Here is a 19,327-nt window from a genome sequence, read left to right on the forward strand (position 1 = left end):
ACCACAGGTACGATAAAAATCATTCAAAATTTTGCAATTAATTCTTATTACTAAGCTCAAAAAGTTTTTGCTTTTCCTCATCAGTCAGACCATCATATCCTTTTTGAGAAATCTTCTCCAGGATCGCATCAAGTTCAGATTGATCCGTTTCTTCAACAATTTCCACATCAGAAACAGAATACATATTATCGTTTTTAGGGCGGGACTTCTTCTTTTGGTACGTTCCCTTCAACCGATACCAAAGCTGTTCAATAGGTAACACCCAGCGACTCAGATCGTTCCCCTGAGCATGGTATTTCATCAATAAATAACCAACACCGGCTCCGGCCAAGTGGACAATTCGCGCCGTACCGTCCGATGATCCCAATAATAAAGCATCAATAGCAATAAGTCCGGCTACGACGTAGCGCGCCTGGATAGGTGGAAAGAAAATAAGCATAATGGGCATGGTAGGATACAGCATCGCAAAGGCAACCATGATACCATAGACAGCTCCCGACGCCCCAATTACGGGATTAAATCCCAATACCGGGGCTGCAATAATATTGAATAACGCTCCACCGATGCCAGCACCAAAAAACAGAACAGAAAATGTCCGAGGCCCCATCGACTCTTCAACTGAACGCCCCAGCCACCAGAGCCAAAGCATATTAAAAAGTAAATGAAAAGCGCCCCCATGCAAAAACATATAGGTAACCGCTCTCCACGGCTGAAAAAGAGCCATCTGCCACTCCGGATAAAAGGCAAATGCATTAACAAATAGATTGCTATAGGCGGGACTGAAGATGCTCAGTACTGTTTGGAAGATAAAAACGGCTACATTGATCGTAACAATCACACGGATTGCCGCCGGCAATCCCCAATAACCGCGTTTTACTGAGTTACCAAAAGAGTCGTTATACATGTTGGTAGTTCGCCATTAATACTATTGCTGTATTGCGTAAAGTTAAAAAAATCCCCTGTTAGTAGTAAGAGTCTTCACTTTTTAATCCCCAATATTTTATCAGGATAAAACCTACGAGCATCCCCCCCAAGTGTGCAAAATGTGCTACCCCAGAGTTTGTTCTCGTTAGCCCACTGACGAGTTCAATTGCTCCAAATATAGCTACGAAATACTTTGCTTTAATGGGGATTGGTGGAAAAAGAAGCATAATCGGGCGGTTGGGAAACATCATTCCAAATGCCAACAGAATTCCATAAACGGCTCCCGAAGCACCCAACGTAGGTGCACCACCTCCGCCAATAAGCATGTGCAGCAAAGCCGCACCAATACCGGTTAAAAAGTAGTACAGTACAAAACGGTTGGTTCCCCAAAAGTTTTCGATAGCCTGACCAAACATCCAGAGGGCAAACAAGTTAAAAAAGATATGCCCAAATCCAGCGTGTAGAAACATGTAAGAGATCAATTGCCAAACCCCGAAACGTCCGGAGTCGATTGGCCAAAGTGCTCCGTAGGTAAATAAATACTCCGAAACCACAGGCGTACTCAATGCTACAAAAGCCAGCAAATTAATAATCAACAGATGTTTAACAGCCGGCGGAAATATCGAAAATTGCGTATTGGGACTATATTGTGGGGATTGATAATTCAAGAATAAATGATATTTGTTAGCAATTTATTTTGATGGAATATACGGTTCCTAAGCGTCAATTCTAATAGCTTATAACACTCGTACATCGACTATTATAGATACGAATTCAAATGCTTTTTGTTGTTAGTCACCCGAAAAGTATTAATATAACAATAACCACTAAGACCGCTGTGTGTTATCTTTATATAAAACTCTAAAATGATTTGAAAAAGATATGGAGCTAAAATTTATAACTACTGGCTACTGTGTTGATTCATGTAATCAACAGTAAGTCCGACCATCGATTTTACACCCAGCTTCATTCCTTCTTCTTTAATATAAAAATCAGGTGTATGATGAGGCGCAGCCTCGGCAGGATCCATTCCCTTGGGCATGCCGCCGACAAACCAATACAAGCCGGGTACTTCTTTTTGGAAGAATGAAAAATCCTCGGCCCCGGTAATAGCATCCGATAAAATAACATCTTCTGAACCGGCAACTCCTTGTAGCGTAGGCAACATCTTCTCGGTAAGGTCTGGATCGTTATACGTCACCGGATATCCTTCTTCAATTTCAACCTCCGCCGTTGCTCCCATGCTTTCTGCCGTCTTTGTTGCTACATGACGTATTTTTTTGTGGATGATATCCTGCATCTCAGTATCGAGCGTGCGAATGGTACCGATCATCTCCGCTTCTTCCGGGATAATATTATTGCGAACACCGGACTCAATCTTTCCAACTGAAATGACCGCGGCAGCTTTTGTAAGTTCAGTTTGGCGGCTGATGATGGATTGTAATCCCTCAATTATTTTTGCCGAAGTTACGATGGGGTCAACCCCAGTCCACGGTGTAGATCCATGAGTCTGTTTCCCCTTTACGGTAATTACAAAACGATCAGATGCGGCCATAGTGCCCTTAGGTCGGTATCGAATTTTACCCACTTCGGTTTGTGAATTGATGTGCTGACCAAAAATCACATCTACATTAGGATCTTCCAACACTCCTTCCTCCACCATCAATTCGGCTCCGCCTTCCTCACCCGGAGGGGCACCCTCTTCAGCCGGCTGAAAGATGAATTTTACCGTACCTTGCAGCTCATCCTTCATGTCGGTAAGAATTTTTGCCGCGCCCATCAGCATAGCAATATGGGTATCATGCCCACAGGCATGACTTACGCCCACTTCTTTACCCAGATAGGTCGTTGTTTTCGTTGATTTAGAGGGGACATCTGTCCGTTCCTTAACCGGCAACGCATCAATATCAGCTCGCAAGCCTACAACAGGCCCTTCTTTACCTCCTTCCAAAATTCCGACCACCCCCGTGTGTGCAACGCCCGTTTCAACTTTCATTCCCAGATCCCGTAAATAATCCGCTATATATTCAGCGGTTTCCTCTTCCCGATTCGAAAGCTCCGGATTTTGGTGAAAATGGCGCCGCCATTCTAAAACCTGCTCAAAGATTTCTTCGGTCTGCTCGTTAATCTGTTGATACCGTTCTTCGGAATCTTGTTGCTGTGCCAGTGCCGGCCATTGTAATCCCAATAACAGTACTGTAATGAGTATTCCGAATCCTATTCTGTTCATAATATCAAAATTAATTAAACCCGTAGTTATCGATCCTTTTTATTTTGTTGAAATAATTACAGATCTGCAAAAATCATTCTTCAATAACTAAAAATGCAGTGAGCCATTCATTTGTAACAGATCCTAAATATAAAACCCCCAGGAATTTATATATCCTGAGGGTTCAAATAGTTAACTGTTTACAAATACTATTATTTAACAAACAGCATCTCCCGATAAATGGGTAACGGCCAATAATCATCGGCTACATGACGCTCAAGATAATCGACTGAGTCACGTATCTTTGTCATCGCCGGCCGTACATTATCCTTTACATATGCTGCATTTCCCAGGATCGACTCATCATCACTATGAAGGACAATCTCTCGAAGTTCCTCCAAAGCATCGTTGAGATCATTCAATCCATTATTAACCTTTTTGAGCATCTCCATTGATCCCCTGTTTTCAAGACCGAGACCATCAATACGCTCCACATTATCGGCAAGCTCATTCATGTATCGTACCGCAGCAGGATAAATCATGGTTTTGGCCATCGATTCGGTAGTATCTGCCTCGATATTGAGCGTTGTTAAATATTGCTCGGCCCAAATTTCCTGTCGTGAGTGTATTTCACGCTTATTCAGCACCTGATGCTTCTCAAACAGATCGATATTTTTATCATCTGTCAACTTAGGTAATGCATCCATGGTAGTGGGAAGATTAAGCAATCCGCGCTCTTCCGCTTCTTTCTCCCATTCTTCAGAATATCCGTCACCGTTAAATATGATATCCTCGGAATCGGAAAGTGCTTCTCGAATCACTTCACCCAGCGATTCTTCCAGCGATTCCCCATTTTCGACCTTTTCCTCAAGATCAGTACAAAGCTGATCGATAGCATCAGCCACAATGGTATTTAAAACAACAATGGGAAACGAAATAGACTGACTGGAACCCACAGCACGGAATTCAAACTTATTGCCAGTAAAAGCAAACGGAGACGTTCGGTTACGATCACCTGCATGCTTCGGCAGCGAAGGCAGTACAGGAGTTCCCAATCCCAGTAGGCCTCCCTGTTTTGATTTCTTAGCCCCGCCATTTAAGAGTTGATCAATCACATCTGCCAACTGATCACCAATATAAGCAGATATAATAGCCGGAGGTGCCTCATTAGCTCCAAGACGATGATCGTTGCCCGCATGCGCAATACTAATACGAAGCAGATCCTGATGTTCATAAACAGCCTTTAAAATAGCCGTGAAGAAAAACAGAAACTGCATATTGTCATGCGGATTATCACCCGGTTCAAGCAGATTCATCCCTTCGCTGGTGCTAAGCGACCAATTAAGGTGCTTGCCGCTCCCATTTACGCCGTCAAATGGTTTTTCATGTAGCAGGCATTCAAAACCATAGTTGCGTGCTATCCGTTTTAACGTAATCATCATCAACTGCTGATGATCGGCTGCAATATTACACCTTTCAAAAATGGGTGCAATTTCAAATTGTCCCGGCGCCACCTCATTATGACGTGTTTTAACAGGTATTCCCAGCTTGTAAAGTTCTTTTTCGGCATCCAGCATAAACGAGAGTACCCGCTCTTGGATAGTGCCAAAATAATGGTCATCAAGTTCTTGGCCACGTGGAGGTTTAGCCCCAACAAGTGTTCTTCCTGACGTCATTAAATCAGGACGACGGTAGAAAAACTCCTGATCAATTAGAAAATACTCTTGCTCACAACCTACAGTTGATGAAACCCTCTTGGCGTCAACATCAAAAAGCTTAAGTGCTCTTTTCGCTTGTTTATCAAGTGTTTCATTGGAACGCAAAATAGGCGTCTTATGGTCAAGCGCTTCGCCAGACCATGAAGCAAAAGCGGTGGGAATACACAGGTAACAACCATTATCATTCTCCATAATAAAGGCCGGTGATGTCGGATCCCAAGCGGTATAGCCTCGGGCTTCAAATGTCTGCCGTAACCCTCCACTCGGGAAGCTGGAAGCATCTGGCTCACCCTGAATAAGATCTGATCCCGAAAATTCGGCAATTGCTCCTCCTCCCTGGTTAGGAGTTATAAAGCTGTCATGCTTTTCAGCAGTTAATCCTGTTAACGGTTGAAACCAGTGCGTAAAGTGAGTAGCACCCTTTTCAGTAGCCCAATCTTTCATAGCCACAGCAACAGCATCAGCCACTTCAGAATTTAGCTGCTCTCCTTCTTCGATTGTTTTTTCCAGATCCTTCCAAATAGCCTGGGGCAGCCGTTCTTCAAGATCTTCCTGCTGAAAGGTGTTCTCACCGAATATCTCGGTAATATTCATAGACTCTCGTTCTGAACCATTAGATTTTGGCGACCAGTTCCGAGCAGCCGCCAAAGGATCGTATCGTCGCATTAATTTTGTCATTGGAAAAGTATGTGTGGATAGTTTGTTAGAATTTAAACTGCCCTAAATATAATTGAAACTCAGACTACAACACAAATTATTTAATTAAAAATTTATTAACATATTATTTTTAAAGGTCTAATTGGCAATTATATTTAATATTTTAATTTATGATGATCTTATTTCCATTCTCAGTTAAATTAGTTTACTACAAATTAAAAATAGCTTGTTTTTTTAAGCGAGAAATTTATTGCTATAATTGGAGCCAAACTTTTTCCACAATTTTTCCCACATTTTACACATGACTAATTCAAAAACGCTGAGCATTTGGATCAAAGCTGCGCGTCCACAAACCCTGCCCGCCGCCTTTGTTCCTGTTTGCGTTGGAGCCGCCTTAGCATATCACGACCAACTACTTTTATGGGATGCTACAATCGTTGCCCTGCTGTGTGCTTTCCTCATTCAAATAGGAACCAATTTTGCCAACGACTATTTTGATTTCAAAAAAGGAGCCGATACTGAAGAACGCATCGGCTTCGAACGCGCTACAGCAAATGGACTTATTTCTGCCGAAGCGATGCGCAATGCTGCTATCATTACAATGGGACTGGCTTTTCTTTTAGGATTGTACCTTGTTTGGCATGCCGGGTGGGCAATTTTCTGGATCGGTGTAGCCTCCCTCGTCTTTGGAGTCCTTTACACCGGCGGCCCTTTTCCCCTCGGTTATAATGGACTTGGTGATATATTTGTATTTATTTTTTTTGGGATCGTTGCCGTCATGGGCACCTATTATGTTAATGCCCTCGAATGGAGTAACGCTTCTTTTTGGGCCTCGCTGGCCGTAGGAGCACTGGCTACTAACATTTTAGTTATTAATAACCTGCGCGACGTTGAACAGGACAAGAATGCCGGAAAAAACACGCTTGGAGTCCTTTTAGGAGAAGATGCCCTGCGCTGGGAATATCTGCTAATGTTGTTGTTGGCATTAGCCATACCTCCTCACTTTTATTTTCAACTGGGATATGGTACAATCATATTCCTTCCCTTTATAATCTGCCCTTATGGATTCGCCCAACTTTATAAAGTGTGGTTCTGGGATGATAAACATAAATTCAATAAAGTATTGGAACACACCGCTCGTTTCATGACCTTTTATGGAATCTTGTTTAGTATCGGAATTATTGTGGATCATCTATGAAATTAGCCTGTTACTCATATAAACTCCCGTTTTCTACACCACTGCAAACAAGTAGCCAAAGGTTTCAGCATCGCGAAGGATTTATTTTGTCATACACAACTGAAGGACGGCAAATTTATGGCGAAGCAGCGCCCTTGCCCGGATTTTCCACCGAATCCCATAAATCAGTTCAAAATCTCCTGACCTCTTATCAAGAAACCATCAGCAAAAAGTTGATCGGCTCACACCCGGTTAAAGAGCTTCAACAATTTTATCAGGATAATGAAGTTCCTCCCTCTTTACAATTTGGCCTGGATACACTTGCTTACCAGATTGAAGCCCACAAAAATGAACAACCGCTACTCCCCTATTTATTTGCTGATGCATCTCCAAAAGTAGGTGTCAACGGGTTAGTTTCGCTTCAAGCTGATGATGTCCTGAAAGATGTAGCACGCAAAATCACATCGGGCTTCAGGACTATTAAATTTAAAATCGGGCTCCACTTTGAAAACGAACTTGCGTTGCTTCATAAAGTAAGACATAAGCATCCCGAACTAACCATTAGGGTCGATGCCAATCAAGCCTGGGATCTGGACGTAGCAGTTCACCATTGCAAGCAACTCAACAAACTGGGTATAGAATATTGTGAGGAACCGCTAAAAAATATTACTCCGGCAAATATTGAGCAGTTATATCAAGAAACTTCTTTGCCTTTTGCTCTGGATGAATCGATGACTCAACATTCTTACTGGCCAAACTTACTTTCCTTTACAGAATACCTTATTATGAAGCCGATGATTGTCGGTAGTTTCCAGAGAAATATTAAAACAAAACGTCTTGCAAACACTCATAACAATAAAGTAGTGGTTACAACCAGCCTTGAAAGTGGCGTTGGTCGATATTTTACAAGTTTGTTGGCAGCGGGATTGGGATCACCAAACACAGCACATGGACTTTCAACCGGTTTTATATTAGCCAAGGATATTATTACTGAGAAAAATGTTATTTCAGAGGGATATATGGATCTATCTTCCCAACGTTTACCAATGATCAATTTTGATCAACAGTTTTTTACCAAAGTATTTTAGCAGTGACTAACTCAGATCAAATACCAATATTTTCAGCCCCCAGAGAAGATGACTTGTTCTTGGGGTCCAGCTTTGGTCTGCACTCCTATGGCGACCTCAAGCAATTTGAACGTTTTTTCTTACAATTCCTTTTTGATTTTGATCATAACTTTGAGAAACCGGTAGGATTTCTTGCCCCCTCTTCTGATACTCTAATTTTTGCGATTGCTGCCTGCTGGAATCTTGGTATCCCGTTTGTTTCGTTTGATACGAAAGCCACTTCTACTGAGCTCAATCGTCAATTTGAACAGGTTGATCCCGGGTTGATTTTTGCTAATCAGGCACTGCAGTCAAAAATTGATCATCGCGATACCATTGATATCAAGCAGCTTGATTTAACGCGATCGCTTGATATTGATGTTGTGCTCGGCTTCGAAGCCAAAAACTACAGCCCGACCACTGAACCGGATAACATTTTTGGATATTTTTTCACTTCGGGCACAACAACCGGAACACCAAAGATTGTCCCGCTCAAACGCCGCCAAATGCTTTTTGCCGCAAAATCCTCAGCCAAAAACTTCAAACCTCGTAAGAATCACTTCTGGCTACTCTGTATGCCCTTAAATCATATTGGCGGCATATCAATTATTTTACGATCTCTTCTCTACGGATCAGCAATATTCCGGATGAAAAGCTTTCATCCCAAAATGATTGCTACCTTCTTAACCGAAAATAAGCTTTTCCAAGCGGCCTCATTGGTCCCAACAATGCTAAGACGTTTGTTGGAGCGATCCGATTTTTTTGTCCATCAGAACTTCAAAGCCATTTTACTTGGTGGCGGTCCCGTAAATACAGACCTCATTAAAGAATGCAGAAATAAAGGCATACCATTGGTTCCAAGTTATGGTATGACCGAAACCTGTGCACAAATTGCAGCCAACCCTATTCTTAAACCCAGCGGCACCTATGGACCATTAAAAAGTGTGGGCACCGTATTTGAACCCAATCACATTCAAATTCGAGATGAGAATGATAAAGCTGCCAGCATCAATACAACAGGGGAAATATGGATTAAGGGGCCGCAGGTTTTTGATGGGTATTTGAACCTGGACAATAAAAACTTTTTTGATGAGGACGGGTGGTTTAGAACGGGTGATTTCGGATACTTTAATGCCAAGAATCAGCTTTTTATTGATTCCCGTCGTTCCGACCGCATTGTCACAGGAGGAGAAAATGTATCTCCTTTCGAAGTTGAATCTAAACTCAACAAACTAACCCATGTTAAAGAAGCTGCGGTATTTGGGATAACAGACAATGAGTGGGGACAAAAGGTTGCAGCCGTTGTGGTTACCAAAAATGGGGAGCCAATCAACTCTGCATCTATTAAAGAGAGTTTAAAACAGAGCCTTGCAGATTATAAAGTGCCCAAAGAGATTATTCAGGTAGATACACTACCCAAAACAAGGACAGATAAAGTTATCCGCAGCAAGTTACCTGAATTATTTTTAGATCAGGCAGAACAAAAAGGGAACTCTTAATAAACCGGTTCTCCTTTTAGCCGATAAATTTCAATCCTTTTGTACCAATATCCGATCGGTAATATTTATTGTCAAAATCGATTTTCTTTACTTCTGCATAAGTGTTTTTGATGGAATCCTGCAAAGAATCCCCAGCGCCAACTACACTTAAAACACGGCCCCCGTCGCTATATATCTTACCATCCTCAGCCTTGGTACCGGCATGGAAAACGAGTGACCCCTCAGCAACATCATCAATCCCTGTAATTTCTTTTCCTTTCTCGTAGTCCAGCGGATACCCTTCCGAAGCCATAACAACACAGCAGCGATACTTACCATCAATTTTAACCTCTTTGGTATTCAACTTCTCATTTACAGCAGCATCCATTAAATCCAAAAGGTCAGATTCCAGCGAAGGCAATATTGCCTGTGCTTCCGGATCACCCAATCGACAGTTAAATTCAACGACCTTGGGCCCTTCTTCCGTGATCATTAATCCACAATACAAAATGCCTTTATATGGATTCTCATCCAACAGCATAGCCGATATTGTAGGCAGGATAATCTCTTTCTCTACCCGTTGCAGCATTCGATCGCCTATTATGGGAGTAGGACAATAAGCGCCCATCCCACCCGTATTCAACCCCGTATCGCCTTCTCCAATGCGTTTATGATCCTGAGCATAGTGTAAAATCTTGGCCGTTTTCCCATCGGATATAACAAATACAGAGGCCTCATCTCCTTTCAAAAACTCTTCGACAACCAGCTTTTGAGCAGCTTCCTCAAAACGATCATTCTTTTTTAATTCATTCAATCGTTTTTCGACCTCCTCGGCTGATTCACAAATAAAAACGCCTTTTCCTCCGGCCAAACCATCAGCTTTCAAGACAACGGGATACTCCCCCTTGCTTTTAATCACTTTCAGCGCTTTATCAAATTCGTCGCGGGAATATGTTTGGAAGTCAGCCGTAGGAATTCGGTTCTCCTTCATGAATTCATTGGCAAACTTTTTACTGCCTTCGAGCTGTGCTGCTACCTTGGATGGGCCAAAAACCTTGTGTCCCTTTTCTTCTAAAAAGTTAGTAATACCATCAACCAGCGGTTTTTCCGGTCCTACAATGGTTAACTCAATATCATTCTCTTCTATAAAAACAAGAATAGCTTCAAAGTCTGAAAGATTAAGATCTACATTTGTACCTACCTGATCCGTACCCGGATTCCCCGGTGCTATAAACAGTTCATCCAGCCTATCTGACTTAGCAATACTCCACGCCATCGCATGTTCACGTCCACCACTGCCCAGTAGTAATACATTCATAAGTTGTCAGCTATTATTGATTCAAAAACTTTTCTGTTGAAGATAAATGCTCAAATACTAAAGTACCTAATTACTTTTTGCAAGTTCCTCAGCTATATGGATAATATCGGTAAAACTATCGGCTTTTAGCGATGCCCCGCCAATAAGTCCACCGTCAACATCAGGCTGCTCCAGAAGTTCTTCAGCATTATGCGGTTTCATGCTGCCACCATATAAAATGCGAATCTGATTTGCGGCGTCATCGGAATAAAGATCTGCTATTTCCTTCCGAATCATCTTATGCATCTCCTGTGCCTGGTCAGGAGTTGCTGTTTCTCCCGTTCCGATTGCCCAAATGGGTTCATAGGCAATAACAAGGTTAGAAGCATCCTCGTCCTCAACACCAATTAAAGCAGCCTGTATCTGTTTCTTGACACGCAATTTATGTTCATCGGCTTTCCGCTGTTCCAAAGACTCTCCAACACAGATCACCGGTTTTAATCCATCATTCAATGCCTTGTTGACCTTGGCATTCACCGTTTTATCGGTTTCTCCAAAATACTGGCGACGTTCGGAATGACCCAGTATTACATACTCACAATTTACTTCATTAAGCATCTCAGTGCTTACTTCGCCCGTAAAAGCACCATTATCTTCGGAGTGGACATTTTGGGCTCCCAGTGCAAGGCCCTCTATATTTTGCAATTCAACCGAGGCCGTTGTCAGCGAAATAGTAGGCGGACATACCAATCCATCAACAGCTTCCGGCATATTTCCAATAATATTTTCTATCTCTTGCAGAAGTGTTGAAGTCTCCTGAGGTCCACAATTCATTTTCCAGTTTCCGGCTATTAAAAATCGTCTCATAATGCAGGTTCCTCGCTATTATCTTTATTAATAATTTTCTGAATGCCTTGAATTACATCTTCAAACTCATTGCCCACATACTTCCTGATAATTTGTCCATTTTTGTCTACAAGAAAGCGCGTGGGTAGTAAACGGATATTAAATTTTTCAAGTAGTTCTTCCCGGTCAAATGCCTGCGCATCAGCTACCGGCCACGGTTTTACACGACCTTCAAAAAAGGCATCAACCGTAACCTGGCTTTCATCCAGAGGTAATGTTATAACCTCCAAACCATAATTTTTGTAAATGCTGTGAATTACTACCGTCCGGTCAAACTGTTCCTGATACAACCGATTACTCAGCTGGGTAACTTCCAGAATATAAGGAGTTCCTGAAAGCGAATCACGGCTTATAGTTTTCCCATTTTGCGAAAATTGAAATTCAGGAATGGTATCACCCGGCGACAGATAGTTAATATCATAGCTCATAGACTCAACCCACTCACTTGTTGAGTCTTGGGGATAAGCCTTTTTAAATGTAGTCAGTTCTTTCTGGGCCTGATCTACTCGAGCACTATCGTAAAGCAGTTTTATTCTTTGGCGGGCAATCTGTTTCGAACTGTTGGGTGATTCTGTTATTTGTGATAACGAATCCAAATATACCAGCGCCGAATCGAGCCCCTTGTTCTCGGCCATATATCGCTTACCAAACGTAGCCCCAAGATCACTTAAATCATCCTGGTTATCAACACTACGAATGCGATTCATCATTTGGGGCTTGTCAAATCCTTCCAGAATTTTTATTGCCTCTCGAGCAGCAAAATTTGATGCAAAGGTCCCCTCTTCTTCCTCATAAACATCCCAATATAGGTTAGTCCACTTTTGGAGCTCATCGCGCAGGGTGTCCCCTTTAAGCTGTCCGGCTCGGGCCAGCTGCATTACCCTATTAAAATTCTTACCCAAACGTTGAAAGGTTTGCATCGCGTTATGCTCGCGTGATGCAATCTTCAGTGTTTCCCTGACATTTGGAAGTTGCCCCGTGATAAAAACGGAATCATCCTCGGCCAGTATAACACCACTGCGCGCCAAGTTTCTGTTATTGCGGCTGATAATTAAGGGATACCGACGTTTTTCCTGAAACGTTGCCATTCCTGAAAAACTGCCATTAGAGTCAGATACCGCATGGTACAGTGTGTCTGCATCCGCGTTGGCAGAATCTTTTTTTATGATAGTGAATCCAATACCCGAATAATCTCCACTTGAGTCTATAGAATCTGAGACGGTAAAGTTGCCTGAGATATGTGCCGTTTTATTTTCTGATTCATTTGAACATCCCCAACTGATTACCCCTACTGCCAGAACAACAAAAAGATACTTTAACTTGGTTAGCATAAATTTCTACTGGAATAAAACGTTGTATTTTCTGATAACTTTATTACTCCTGCTCCAGACGATCTGAAATCATTTCACGTACCATTTCCGGATTAGCCTTGCCTTGCGAACGCTGCATAACCTGTCCGATAAAGAAGCCAATTAATCCCTTTTTACCATTTCTGTAGCGCTCTACTTCATCCGGATGTTGTTCAATAACTTCATCAACTATCGGTTCTAAGAAGTCGGTATCTGAAACCTGTACCAAATTCATTTCTTTTGCCAGCTCTTCGGCGGTTTTCTCTTCCTCAAGCATAGCGTTATAAATCTCAGTCATTGCTGATGAATTGATTTTATCATCCTCTCTCAGCTGTACCAATCCAGCCAACCGCTCCTCGGAAATAGGAAATTCCTTAATGCCAATACTACGATCATTTAACGTGCGCAAGACCTCGGTTAAAATCAAATTAGACACCGCTTTTGGATTACCTGCATGGAGCAGTACCTCCTCATAGAAGTCGGCCAAATACCGATCTTCAGTCAGCGTTTGCGCATCATCATCACTCATATCAAACTCATCAATAAAGCGCTGCTTGCGCACATCGGGCATCTCGGGCAGCTCTTCCTTAATATCTTCGAGCATTTCATCAGTCACGACCACCGGCGGTATATCCGGTTCGGGGAAATAGCGATAATCATGGGCTTCTTCCTTAGAACGCATCATCCGCGTCTCCATCTTATTGGCATCCCAGAGCAATGTCTGCTGCACAACTTTGCCACCCGATTCGATGAGTTCAATCTGGCGCTCGATTTCGAAATCTATTGCTCGCTCCACATTACGGAACGAGTTCATGTTTTTGAGCTCCGTTCGTGTACCAAATTCCTCTCGCCCTTTTGGTCGTACCGAGACGTTGGCATCACAACGCAGGCTCCCTTCTTCCATATTTCCGTCACAGATCTCCAAATACTGTACTATCTGCTTGATGCGCTTCAAATACTCGTAAGCTTCTTTTGCTGATCGGATATCTGGTTCCGATACAATCTCAATAAGCGGAACGCCCGCCCTATTAAGATCGATCAACGTATTAAAGGGATCCTGATCGTGAATAGACTTACCGGCATCTTCTTCCATGTGGATACGCGTAATACCGATCTTCTTATCCACTCCATCCGTCGTAATATCAATATGTCCGTCGTGACAAATGGGGGTATCATATTGCGAAATCTGGTATCCTTTGGGAAGATCCGGGTAAAAATAATTTTTTCGAGCAAAAATAGATTTTCGGGCGATATCACAGTTTGTAGCCAGTCCCATTTTTATGATATAACGTACCAGGTTTTCGTTGAGGACCGGCAGCGTTCCGGGATGTCCCAAACAAAGCGGTGAAACCTGTGTGTTGGGCGATCCGCCAAATTCTGTTGAAACCGGGGCAAAAGCTTTACTTTCTGTTAATAACTGGGCATGAACTTCAAGCCCAATAACTGCTTCGTAATTATCGTTAACCGAACTGCTCATTACTTATTATTTATATTACTCTTTATGGAATGTTCTCAATACACGATGTTAATCCGAATTAAGTTCCGAACAACATCGTACCTAAATTAACTTTTGTAAACTCATTTTGATGGCGAAAGATATTAAACGTCTGGGACTTTTATTAATCATTCTGATATAAATTCGGCGCATCATAACGAAAATACAATGAGACATAATGAACTGCATGTATTTGAGGAAAGCAACCATCTTTTCTGGGGTTTGATAATTCTGGTTTCCACCGCGTTAGGTACTTATCTGCTGGTCGGCTCTTTTGTGACGATGGAGTGGTACCCTTTTAATATCAGACAGTTGCTGGCACTGGCATTTTTTGGGATTAGCTTTTCGGGTATTATCAAACTATCGGAACCGCTGTACCATTTTATTCTTTATTTTGAAGGAGATATACTCGTCATCGATATCAAGAAAGGAGATGTTAAAACCAATACACTACAAATTCGTGTCGATCATATTCAACACCTGAAATTTGCCCCACATGACCCGCGCGATGCTGATGAAGCCCTGTTCGATTTTTCCACAAATTATCACCTGCTCTATAAGAAAAAGGATGATGCCACTTTTCATAAACTTCTTGGAGACCAATCTGCATCCATTACCCTAAAAGTAGATGATATAGCTGATATTATGCGATTTATCAGTAAGCGGAATCCCGACGTTCAAATTCCGTCTGAACAAGCCGAATATTTTAACCTATAAAACGGTATAGAATAACATTGGTCAATTAAATGCAGGGTCATATCCTTAGGAAATCCTAAAATAAAAAATGCCACCGCCCGAAAGCGATGGCACCCAAGGTATCTATCTCTATCAGAGTAGTTTTGCTCTATTTATAAAAACCATAATACTCGGCTACTTCATTATAATTTGAAGTATTCAAATCGTTATATATCGTGGCATTATTTCCTGATCGCTTAGAGCGGTCTTCAGTTGAGCTAGTTTCGATACGAACAACCTCAAGCCCACTGTATTCATCTCCGTTTCCATCTGTGAGCTCAACGATAATACGTATCCCACTTCCATTCCACTCATGACTAATTGCATAACGATTGTACGTACCAGCACCCCCAGATATCTCTCCTGGCAAATGATGGTAAGTACCAATATTGTCTATCACATAAACCAACCAAATATTTTCTCTCATCTCGCTTGCACTTTCTACAATACCATTTGTATTCAATATATAACGGTAATCCTGTTCAAAATTGTGTCCCGGAAAGATATACCGTGTCACATTCGCATTGCCATCAGCCCCTTTCAAATTCAGCGGACTCCCCCATCCGGTGCTGGTTTTCGGCCCATACAGCTCATAGCTGTCTTTATCCAGATAATAATCCCCTTCAACTCCCAGGGAAGCATCCGGCGCCCCAGTGCCCGAATAAATCTGGCTGCCATCTTCACCATCTTGTCCGTCTTCGCCCATCAATATAATAATCGGATTGCCCCAACCATTGCTGTCTTTCAGACCATAATATTCTCCGGTGTTGGAATTCAGGTAATAATCGCCCTCGTTACCAATATCTGCAGTTGGGGCGTCCGGTCCGGCATACATAACACTCCCGTCTTCACCTGCGGGTCCAATTGGCCCTGCTTCTCCCTGCGGGCCTTGAGGTCCTTCTGATCCGGAGGGGCCTTCGCAGGCTAATGCAATTAGACTTACCAAAAGAATACTTAATACGATTCGACTTATTTTATACATAACTCTCTTTTTAAATTATTTAAGATTATAGCTAACCATTAATACATACGACAGAAAAAAGTCAAAAAGCTCAAAAAAAATAGTGCCACCACAATTAAGTGTTGACACCAACAGCTATATCTACCCTGCTATATTTTATTTTCCAAGGATATTTCATTTATAGAATCCGTAATACTCGGCTACTTCCGCGTAACTTGATGTATCTAAATAATTGGGCATTATCTTTGCCTGATTGGTATTTATTGTATCATTAGATTCAATACGTACAATCTCAATCTGGATATATTCTTCACCCGAGCCTTCTGCTGTTACGAAATAAAAACCTACTCGCTCACTGTTATCCATCCAGCTAAAAGAAAATGCATATTGGGAAAGAGTGCCATATGCGTATCCCGGAATAGAATAATATTGTGGGCCATTATTAGTGTCAAATACCAAGTATGGAAGCCATGCACTTTGCTTCATCTCCGATTCGCTTTCTAAGCCATCAAGAAATCGAAAAACATTATTCATACTACCAAAATTATGACCCGGAAAGATATACCGCGTCACATTCGCGTTTCCATCAGCCCCTTTCAAATTCAGCGGACTCCCCCATCCACTGCTGGTTTTCGGCCCATATAGTTCATAGCTGTCTTTATCCAGATAATAATCTCCTTCAACTCCCAGGGAAGCATCAGGGGCTCCGTTGCCCGAATAAATCTGGCTGCCATCCTCCCCATCCTGTCCGTCAGCCCCGTCTTGACCGTCTTCGCCCATCAATACAATAATCGGATTGCCCCAACCATTGCTGTCTTTCGGACCATAATATTCTCCGGTGTTGGAATTCAGGTAATAATCGCCCTCGTTACCAATATCTTCAGTTGGGGCGTCTGGACCAGCATACATAACACTGCCATCTTCACCGGCCGGACCAATCGGTCCAGCCTCTCCCTGCGGACCTTGAGGCCCTTCTGATCCGGAGGGACCTTCGCACGCTAATGCAATTAGACTTACCAAAAGAATACTTAATATGATTCGACTTATTTTATACATAACTCTCCAATTTTTTATTTAGATATAATTAGTTGCAGGGGTTTCCATAGGTATCTACGAAATGCAGAACAGAATAAGCTCAAAAGAAAAAAAGCGAGACGCTCTCAACGTCCCACTTTTATAGGCTATTTGAATGTAAATTCATCCTACTACTTTAGTAGGTGTACAAATTGTCATTGTTGTTATCAAAATAGGTAACGTTACTTCCCATATTGAGCTGAGCGCCCCGGCTTTCTCTGACAATGATGCCATAGTTAGCACTATTCTCAATGGCTGCATTAGATAAATCCAGATATGCGTCACTGTGCACTCCTAAATTCCCGGAACTCATATAAATATCCAGATCTTTGCCGCCGCCATATTCTATCACTATATGGTCCATTTCATTCTCCAGTGAGCCCGAAGAAATCCATATGCCGCCCCAAGCACCTTTAGCCTTAGATCGGCCGCTGAACACAATAGGATCATTGGATGTTCCTATCGCTTTAATATGTCCGGGACTGTTTCCACCGGGTACTTTTAAAACCACATCAGTTCCCATTTCAAAAAGTGCTCCAGCTTCAACAGATACTCCCTTTTCGATAGAGACGGTAGAAGTAAAATAGTAGGTTCCGTTATTCAGATTACTCCAAGTCTCAGACCCGGTAGACTCTGTATCTCCTCCATAAACCTCCACATCTCCTCCATTGAAATCAGTTTGATTATCAATGAAATCAACCTGTGTTGGATGAATACGCATATCGTGATTAGCATTATTTTCGAAATAACTGTTCTCTATGCTAAACTCGGAACCGGAGCGTCGGGTTTGGATTCCATAACCGGCACTACCCGTAAGAGAAACATTGCGGAGAGTGATTTTAGCATTGTCAATCACCATATTGGTTTTGCCAAAATAGGTGGCCATATTCGTACTTCCGCCGTAAGTAATATCTACGTGCTCCATAATATTATCTACAGAAGCAGAAACGATTCGTATACCGCGCCATGCCCCTGCAGTTTTACTGGTACCTGTAAATACAATTTTATTGGATGCTGTTCCGATGGCTTCTATAACAGCACCGTTGCGAACAACAATACCGGCATCAGCCGCAAATTCAAACTCAGCGCCTTCATCAATTGTAATATGATGTTCAAAGTCCACATTATTCACGATTTGGTATTTAGCACCGTCAAGAGCTGATACATTCATATCTCCCGTTGTGCCACCGCCGAAGGCTGTCACATATCCACCGTCAAAGGTACTTCCCGCATCTACATAACCTAATTGACTAATATGTATGTAGGCATGATAATTATTATTGTTAGCAAAGGTCATGTTTTGCATGGGAAATTCGGACCCGTCCCTTCGGGTTTGGATTCCATGTCCCCCACTCTTGGTGATGGTAACGTTAGCCAGCTGTACTTTGGCCTGATCAATTGTTAGAGCAGCCGCATCGAAATAGGTTCCGGCAGAAACACTACCAGCATACTCTATAGTAGTATGGCTTATTTCATTCTCTACGGTATTCGAGGAGATAAAAATTCCACTCCAGTATCCATTTGATTTTTCTTCTCCTGTTAAAGTAATAGGCTCTTCCTCGGTTCCTGCTGAAACAAGCACTGAGTTATCTGAATTGATATGAATGCCGGCATCTGAGGCAAATTCTACCGTTACGCCCGGCTCAATAGTCAATTTAGCACCAGATCTAACATCAATATAGTTTGTTACACGATACAAATTATCTGCGGTCCATGTATCATCTTCGGTAATATCTTCAGTAATTACTACAACATCTGATTCTGCAGTTATGGTAACATCATCCTGATCAGATTCACCATTCCCATCACTAACCGTTACGGTAGCAACATAATCGCCGGCCACATCGGGCGTAAAAGTGGGACTTTCAGCCTGATCATCAGACAGCTGTGAACTACTTCCAGACGGCCCATTCAAACTCCAGACGAAAGAAAGATTATCACCATCGGGATCTGAAGAACTTGACGCATCTAAAGTCACCTGTTGACCTACATCAATAGTTTGCGCATCTGCATCAGCCACTGCAGTAGGTGCCCCATTGGTTGGCTGATTACTGTTATTCCCGGAATTGTTAGAACTCGAAGGACTGTTGCTGCAAGAACTGAATACCATCAATGCTATGATCGATATTCCAAGTAGCGTTCGTATCATCTTCATAAGTCGTATATTTTTAATTAACAGTTTTTTTTAAGCTATTCATCGGGAATAATCCCCGCTACTAATGGAATACGCAGTCAACAAGT

Annotated in this window: 15 protein-coding genes; 4 read left to right on the forward strand and 11 right to left on the reverse strand. The window is 42.3% G+C overall.

What is annotated here, in order from left to right; genetic code table 11:
• Window positions 1-37: 37 nt before the first annotated feature.
• The 4 genes from CK503_RS00810 to CK503_RS00825 all read right to left on the reverse strand — a co-directional run bounded on the left by CK503_RS00810 (window position 38) and on the right by CK503_RS00825 (window position 5,517).
• Window positions 38-904 carry a rhomboid family intramembrane serine protease gene (locus CK503_RS00810; protein ID WP_095604883.1) on the reverse strand — a complete coding sequence of 289 codons (867 nt, stop codon included), beginning with the start codon at window positions 902-904 and terminating at the stop codon, window positions 38-40.
• Between the two features lie 58 nt (window positions 905-962).
• Window positions 963-1,592: a rhomboid family intramembrane serine protease gene (locus CK503_RS00815; protein WP_095604884.1), complete on the reverse strand. Its 630-nt coding sequence runs from the start codon at window positions 1,590-1,592 to the stop codon at window positions 963-965.
• A 233-nt stretch (window positions 1,593-1,825) separates the two neighbouring features.
• Entirely contained in the window at window positions 1,826-3,154 is a 1,329-nt protein-coding gene (locus CK503_RS00820; protein ID WP_095604885.1) for an amidohydrolase, read from the reverse strand.
• Window positions 3,155-3,345: 191 nt separating this feature from the next.
• Window positions 3,346-5,517 carry a glutamine synthetase III family protein gene (locus CK503_RS00825; RefSeq protein ID WP_217988289.1) on the reverse strand — a complete coding sequence of 724 codons (2,172 nt, stop codon included), beginning with the start codon at window positions 5,515-5,517 and terminating at the stop codon, window positions 3,346-3,348.
• A 292-nt stretch (window positions 5,518-5,809) separates the two neighbouring features.
• Between CK503_RS00825 and CK503_RS00830 the strand changes: the two genes are divergently transcribed.
• The 3 genes from CK503_RS00830 to CK503_RS00840 are packed head-to-tail and all read left to right on the forward strand — an operon-like array spanning window position 5,810 to window position 9,290.
• Complete coding sequence (locus CK503_RS00830) at window positions 5,810-6,706, forward strand: 1,4-dihydroxy-2-naphthoate polyprenyltransferase (RefSeq protein ID WP_095604887.1); 897 nt, start codon at window positions 5,810-5,812, stop codon at window positions 6,704-6,706.
• The gene (gene menC / locus CK503_RS00835; RefSeq protein WP_095604888.1) at window positions 6,703-7,773 is read left to right on the forward strand and encodes an o-succinylbenzoate synthase; all 1,071 of its coding nucleotides are present in this window, start codon (window positions 6,703-6,705) and stop codon (window positions 7,771-7,773) included. Before CK503_RS00830 ends, menC begins: the two co-directional genes overlap by 4 nt.
• A gap of 2 nt (window positions 7,774-7,775) precedes the next feature.
• A complete protein-coding gene (locus CK503_RS00840; protein WP_255233297.1) occupies window positions 7,776-9,290 on the forward strand; it encodes an AMP-binding protein in 1,515 nt (504 codons plus the stop codon).
• Between the two features lie 16 nt (window positions 9,291-9,306).
• On the opposite strand, the gene purD is transcribed toward CK503_RS00840, so the two are convergent.
• The 4 genes from purD to gatB all read right to left on the reverse strand — a co-directional run bounded on the left by purD (window position 9,307) and on the right by gatB (window position 14,298).
• A complete protein-coding gene (purD, locus tag CK503_RS00845; RefSeq protein WP_095604889.1) occupies window positions 9,307-10,587 on the reverse strand; it encodes a phosphoribosylamine--glycine ligase in 1,281 nt (426 codons plus the stop codon).
• Between the two features lie 66 nt (window positions 10,588-10,653).
• Window positions 10,654-11,433: a triose-phosphate isomerase gene (gene tpiA / locus CK503_RS00850; protein ID WP_095604890.1), complete on the reverse strand. Its 780-nt coding sequence runs from the start codon at window positions 11,431-11,433 to the stop codon at window positions 10,654-10,656.
• Entirely contained in the window at window positions 11,430-12,803 is a 1,374-nt protein-coding gene (locus CK503_RS00855; protein ID WP_095604891.1) for a TlpA family protein disulfide reductase, read from the reverse strand. Before CK503_RS00855 ends, tpiA begins: the two co-directional genes overlap by 4 nt.
• Window positions 12,804-12,846: 43 nt before the next feature.
• Window positions 12,847-14,298: an Asp-tRNA(Asn)/Glu-tRNA(Gln) amidotransferase subunit GatB gene (gene gatB, locus CK503_RS00860; protein WP_095604892.1), complete on the reverse strand. Its 1,452-nt coding sequence runs from the start codon at window positions 14,296-14,298 to the stop codon at window positions 12,847-12,849.
• A 186-nt stretch (window positions 14,299-14,484) separates the two neighbouring features.
• Here gatB and CK503_RS00865 point away from each other — a divergent pair, with 186 nt between their 5' ends.
• A complete protein-coding gene (locus CK503_RS00865; protein WP_095604893.1) occupies window positions 14,485-15,033 on the forward strand; it encodes a hypothetical protein in 549 nt (182 codons plus the stop codon).
• A 127-nt stretch (window positions 15,034-15,160) separates the two neighbouring features.
• On the opposite strand, the gene CK503_RS00870 is transcribed toward CK503_RS00865, so the two are convergent.
• The 3 genes from CK503_RS00870 to CK503_RS00880 form a co-directional block, all read right to left on the reverse strand.
• Complete coding sequence (locus CK503_RS00870; protein ID WP_095604894.1) at window positions 15,161-16,033, reverse strand: collagen-like domain-containing protein; 873 nt, start codon at window positions 16,031-16,033, stop codon at window positions 15,161-15,163.
• 153 nt (window positions 16,034-16,186) lie between these two features.
• On the reverse strand, window positions 16,187-17,068 hold the full coding sequence (locus CK503_RS00875; protein ID WP_095604895.1) for a collagen-like domain-containing protein: 882 nt from the start codon (window positions 17,066-17,068) through the stop codon (window positions 16,187-16,189).
• Window positions 17,069-17,222: 154 nt separating this feature from the next.
• The gene (locus tag CK503_RS00880; protein ID WP_095604896.1) at window positions 17,223-19,241 is read right to left on the reverse strand and encodes a beta-helix domain-containing protein; all 2,019 of its coding nucleotides are present in this window, start codon (window positions 19,239-19,241) and stop codon (window positions 17,223-17,225) included.
• Between the last annotated feature and the right edge of the window lie 86 nt (window positions 19,242-19,327).

The organism is Fodinibius salipaludis (genome assembly GCF_002287075.1).
GTDB classification, from domain to species: Bacteria; Bacteroidota; Rhodothermia; order Balneolales; family Balneolaceae; genus Fodinibius; species Fodinibius salipaludis.

What these genes read in the sequence shown, in the direction of transcription:
- CK503_RS00830 (WP_095604887.1), top strand. Translation starts at nt 5,810, where the DNA reads ATGACTAATTCAAAAACGCTGAGCATTTGGATCAAAGCTGCGCGTCCA.
- CK503_RS00825 (WP_217988289.1), bottom strand. Translation starts at nt 5,517, where the DNA reads ATGCGACGATACGATCCTTTGGCGGCTGCTCGGAACTGGTCGCCAAAA.
- CK503_RS00875 (WP_095604895.1), bottom strand. Translation starts at nt 17,068, where the DNA reads ATGTATAAAATAAGTCGAATCATATTAAGTATTCTTTTGGTAAGTCTA.
- CK503_RS00865 (WP_095604893.1), top strand. Translation starts at nt 14,485, where the DNA reads ATGAGACATAATGAACTGCATGTATTTGAGGAAAGCAACCATCTTTTC.
- CK503_RS00820 (WP_095604885.1), bottom strand. Translation starts at nt 3,154, where the DNA reads ATGAACAGAATAGGATTCGGAATACTCATTACAGTACTGTTATTGGGA.
- gatB (WP_095604892.1), bottom strand. Translation starts at nt 14,298, where the DNA reads ATGAGCAGTTCGGTTAACGATAATTACGAAGCAGTTATTGGGCTTGAA.
- CK503_RS00870 (WP_095604894.1), bottom strand. Translation starts at nt 16,033, where the DNA reads ATGTATAAAATAAGTCGAATCGTATTAAGTATTCTTTTGGTAAGTCTA.
- tpiA (WP_095604890.1), bottom strand. Translation starts at nt 11,433, where the DNA reads ATGAGACGATTTTTAATAGCCGGAAACTGGAAAATGAATTGTGGACCT.
- menC (WP_095604888.1), top strand. Translation starts at nt 6,703, where the DNA reads ATGAAATTAGCCTGTTACTCATATAAACTCCCGTTTTCTACACCACTG.
- CK503_RS00810 (WP_095604883.1), bottom strand. Translation starts at nt 904, where the DNA reads ATGTATAACGACTCTTTTGGTAACTCAGTAAAACGCGGTTATTGGGGA.
- CK503_RS00855 (WP_095604891.1), bottom strand. Translation starts at nt 12,803, where the DNA reads ATGCTAACCAAGTTAAAGTATCTTTTTGTTGTTCTGGCAGTAGGGGTA.
- CK503_RS00880 (WP_095604896.1), bottom strand. Translation starts at nt 19,241, where the DNA reads ATGAAGATGATACGAACGCTACTTGGAATATCGATCATAGCATTGATG.
- purD (WP_095604889.1), bottom strand. Translation starts at nt 10,587, where the DNA reads ATGAATGTATTACTACTGGGCAGTGGTGGACGTGAACATGCGATGGCG.